Annotated in this window: 3 protein-coding genes; 2 read left to right on the forward strand and 1 reads right to left on the reverse strand. The window is 72.6% G+C overall.

All coding sequences use genetic code 11. The features are described from left to right. The first annotated feature begins 161 nt into the window (after positions 1–161). Together AB8Z75_RS32655 and AB8Z75_RS32660 are read left to right on the forward strand one after the other, a co-directional pair. The gene (locus tag AB8Z75_RS32655; protein WP_369208397.1) at positions 162–950 is read left to right on the forward strand and encodes a hypothetical protein; all 789 of its coding nucleotides are present in this window, start codon (positions 162–164) and stop codon (positions 948–950) included. Beyond that, positions 947–2,194, forward strand: a complete 1,248-nt coding sequence (locus tag AB8Z75_RS32660) for a S8 family serine peptidase (RefSeq protein ID WP_369208399.1) — start codon at positions 947–949, stop codon at positions 2,192–2,194. Before AB8Z75_RS32655 ends, AB8Z75_RS32660 begins: the two co-directional genes overlap by 4 nt. Positions 2,195–2,328: 134 nt before the next feature. Here AB8Z75_RS32660 and AB8Z75_RS32665 read toward each other — a convergent pair whose 3' ends face one another. Next, positions 2,329–3,570, reverse strand: a complete 1,242-nt coding sequence (locus AB8Z75_RS32665; RefSeq protein WP_369208401.1) for a CapA family protein — start codon at positions 3,568–3,570, stop codon at positions 2,329–2,331. Between the last annotated feature and the right edge of the window lie 11 nt (positions 3,571–3,581).

Here is a 3,581-nt window from a genome sequence, read left to right on the forward strand (position 1 = left end):
GTGGGGGGCCCGGCGCGCCCCCGCCGATGCCGCCAGGCCCCCCACCGGGACCGCCCGGAACACCGGGCGCGGGGATGCCGGGGCCCGGCATGGGCGCGGGCGTGCCGGGCGCGGGTATGCCAGGTACGGGCGTGCCGGGCGCGGGTATGCCAGGTACGGGTATGCCTCCGGGCCCGCGGCCGAAGAAGAACACCGGCCGCACCTGCCTGACCGTCTTCCTCGGCGTCGTCGGCGGTCTCGCTCTCCTCGCGGGCGGTGGGCTGACAGCCCACACCTACGCGAACGCGAGTCAGAACGTCTCCAACCGCACCGAGTACGGCCCCGCCCTGTGGCGGAACGAACCCGTCGACAAGATCTTCCCCGAGACTCTCGGCCCGAAGGCCGACGCGCAGTCCGATCCGGCCGACCCGAAGCTGGCCGAGTGGCACCGCCTGGGCATCGCGCAGGAGACCGGCTGCGGGGACGCGCTGACGGGTGACCTGGCGGCGGAGGCCGACAAGCGGGGCTGCGAGGCCGCGTTGCGAGCCACCTACGTCGACCCGACGGGCAACCTCGTCGCCACCGTCGCCGTCCTCGTCCTGCCCAAGGTCGACGATCCGGAGGAGGGGATGGAGGGTTTCTTCAGCGAGCAGCGCGACAAGGATGTCCCGAGTCAGGGCGTCAAGGCGTTCGCCGTGCCCGACACGCTCGCCGAGGACTGGAAGGACACCCGGCGCAACGGCACGGACGGCATGCAGGCCACCGACACGCTGTACATGCCCTACGCCATCGCCGCCTCGGCGGGTTCGGTCGACGGGCGCAGGGCGGGGCACCTGCCGGGCCAGTGGGGCAGGCACACGTTCGACGCCAAGTCGGACCGGCTTCCGTGGCGCGAGGCGGCCAAGACGCTCGCCTCGGACCTGGACCAGCACCTGGAGAACCTGCTGCTGGAGGAGACGAAGTCCTCATGACACACCCGAAGATCCGGCGGACCGGCCGGCGTCTGGGCACGGCGTTCGCCGCGGCGGGCACCAGCGCGCTGCTGTGCGTGGGCTCGGCGACGCCGGCGCAGGCGAAGACGCCCACGAGTTGGGAGTCCGAGGCGCTGGGCCTGTCCTCGGCGCAGAAGACGACCCGGGGCAAGGGCGTGAAGGTCGCGGTCCTCGACAGCGGCGTCGTCGAGGACCATCCGGCGGTCGCCGGGAAGGTGACCACGGGCCCCGACTACGTCAAGGACGGCCTCCACTCCGGCGACCCGCGGTGGGGCGAGCACGGTACGGCGATGGCTTCCGACGTGCTGAAGGTCGCCCCCGAGGCGAGCATCCTGTCGGTGCGGGTCATCGACGACAAGAAGGACAACGACGGGGACCTGACGAACGGTCCGAGCCCGGTGGCCCAGGGCATCACGTACGCGGTCGACCACGGCGCCGACGTCGTCTCGATGTCGCTGGGCGGCGAGACCTTCGGCTCCAGCTTCAACGAACAGGAGACCAAGGCGCTCGCGCACGCGGCCCACGAGGGCGTGCCCGTGATCGCTTCGGCCGGCAACGAGGGCGACATGTTCAACGACTCGTCCTACCCGGCCGGCTATCCGAGCGTGATCGCCGTGGCCGCCGTCCAGCAGGGCGGCAGCCGCGCCGAGTTCTCGACCGTCCGGACGTACAACACGATCGCCGCTCCCGGCGTCGGCATCGTCAGCGCCAAGAACACCGGCGGTTACGAGCCCGTCAACGGCACCTCGCCCGCGGCAGCGCTCACCTCAGGGGTCGTGGCCCTGATGCTGGGCAAGGACTCCGGGCTGAAGCCGTCCCAGGTCCGCGCCCTCCTCATCAGGACGGCGGCGCACCCGCCCGGTGGCTACAATCCGCTGGTCGGCCACGGAGTGGTCAACGCGGCGGCGGCCGTACGGGCCGTCTCTCACCCACCGGCCGACGGCGCCGCTCCCGCGAAGTACCAGGGCAGGACGTTCCTCACCCCGCCGAACGGCGTGCAGCCCACCCAGCATCCGCCGCTGGACACCACCGAGTTGACGATCGGCCTCGTCGGGGGCGGCGTCGGCCTGGTGATGGTGGCGGGGGCGGTGGCCCTCGGCCGTTCCGGACGCCGCCGCGGCACCGCCGTCGCCGCTCCAGCCGCCGGGCCCGCCGCCGGACCCGCCGCCGTTCCGGGCCTGCCGACGGGTCCGGCAGGTCCAGGACGGTCGGGCCCGGCGTAACCCACTCCCCTCCTGTCCGGCCCAATCCGAACCAGTCCGGTCCTGTCCGGTCCTGTCCCGTCACGTTCTGTCCTGTCCGGTCGTGTCCGGCCGCTGTCCGGTCCCGTCCGGCCGCTGTGCGGCCCCTGCTCCGGCTACGACACCATGCGCAGGCCGTCCTTCTTGGCTCCCCGGCTGAAGACGGCCTCGCGGATGGTGTCGTAGGCCTCGTCCTGCGCGGGGTCGCCGGCGCTCCTGCTGCTGCCGGACGCGAGGTTGACGAGGGTGTAGCGGGGTGAGGACCGCATCAGGAAGGGGGTGAAAGAGGCCTTGTCGATCGTCCAGGCCCCCTTGTGCCCCCGGTCGGACGTGCGCCCCGGTGGGACGAAGTGGAAGCGGGCGGCGGTGCCCATCGAGCCGCGGGGGTCGTTCATCTTGCCCGCGATCTGGTCGCCCATGCCGTAGACGACCCAGGTGCCGTTGACCTTCTCGTACGCCTGCGGCACATGTGCGTGGGTGCCGAGGATCAGGTCGATGTCCCGGCGGCCGTGGGAGCGGGAGGCGGTCAGTGTCTCGGCCATGGACCGCTGGAGCTGATCGGGTTTCTGCTGCCACTCGGTGCCCCAGTGCATGCTGACGACCACCACGTCCGCACCCGCACGCCGCGCGGCGCGGGCGTCCCGGATGATGCGCTCGGGTTCGATCAGGTTGACGAGCCAGGGCTTGTCCTCGGGCAGGGAGATGCCGTTGGTGCCGTAGGTGTAGGCGAGCTGTGCGACCTTGGCGCCGCCGGCCCGCATCACGGCCGGTCGCTCGCGTTCGCGGGCCGAGCGGGCGGAGCCCACGTGCTGGAGCCCGGCGGAGTCCATGGCCTTGAGCGTGCGGTGCACGCCGTCGCTGCTGTCGTCCAGCGTGTGGTTGGAGCCGGTCGAACACGAGTCGTAGCCCACCTTCTTGACGGAGCGCGCCAGCTGCGGCGGCGTCTTGAAGAGCGGGTATCCGGAGAACGGCCCACCGTCGGGTCCGTAGACGGTCTCCATGTGGCAGATCGCCAGGTCGGCGTCCCGCACCATCGGTTTCGCCGCTTCGATCATGCGGCCGAAGTCGTAGCCTGAGCCGCCCGCGTCCGCGCGCGCCTGCCGGATGATCGAGTCGTGGACGAGCAGGTCGCCGGTGGCCACCAGCGAGAAGCCCTGCGCGTCGCCCTGCCCCCGTCCGTGCCCGGCCTGCTGTCCGTCGCCGCGCGCGGCGCGCCCTGCGTCCCCGGCGGAGCCGGTGCGCGCGCCGTCTTCGCCGGTTCCGCACCCGGCGACGCCGCCGAGCAGTGCGGTGGCCGCGACAGCCGCGAGGAGAGCGCGGGCCCGTACGCGACCGCGAGGGGGACGGGCGCGGGCGATGAGGCCCGTAC

Source organism: Streptomyces sp. PU-14G (assembly GCF_041028275.1).
In the GTDB taxonomy this organism is placed as follows: domain Bacteria; phylum Actinomycetota; class Actinomycetes; order Streptomycetales; family Streptomycetaceae; genus Streptomyces.

Coding starts and splice junctions, on each gene's coding strand:
- AB8Z75_RS32655 (WP_369208397.1), top strand. CDS start 162: ATGCCTCCGGGCCCGCGGCCGAAGAAGAACACCGGCCGCACCTGCCTG.
- AB8Z75_RS32660 (WP_369208399.1), top strand. CDS start 947: ATGACACACCCGAAGATCCGGCGGACCGGCCGGCGTCTGGGCACGGCG.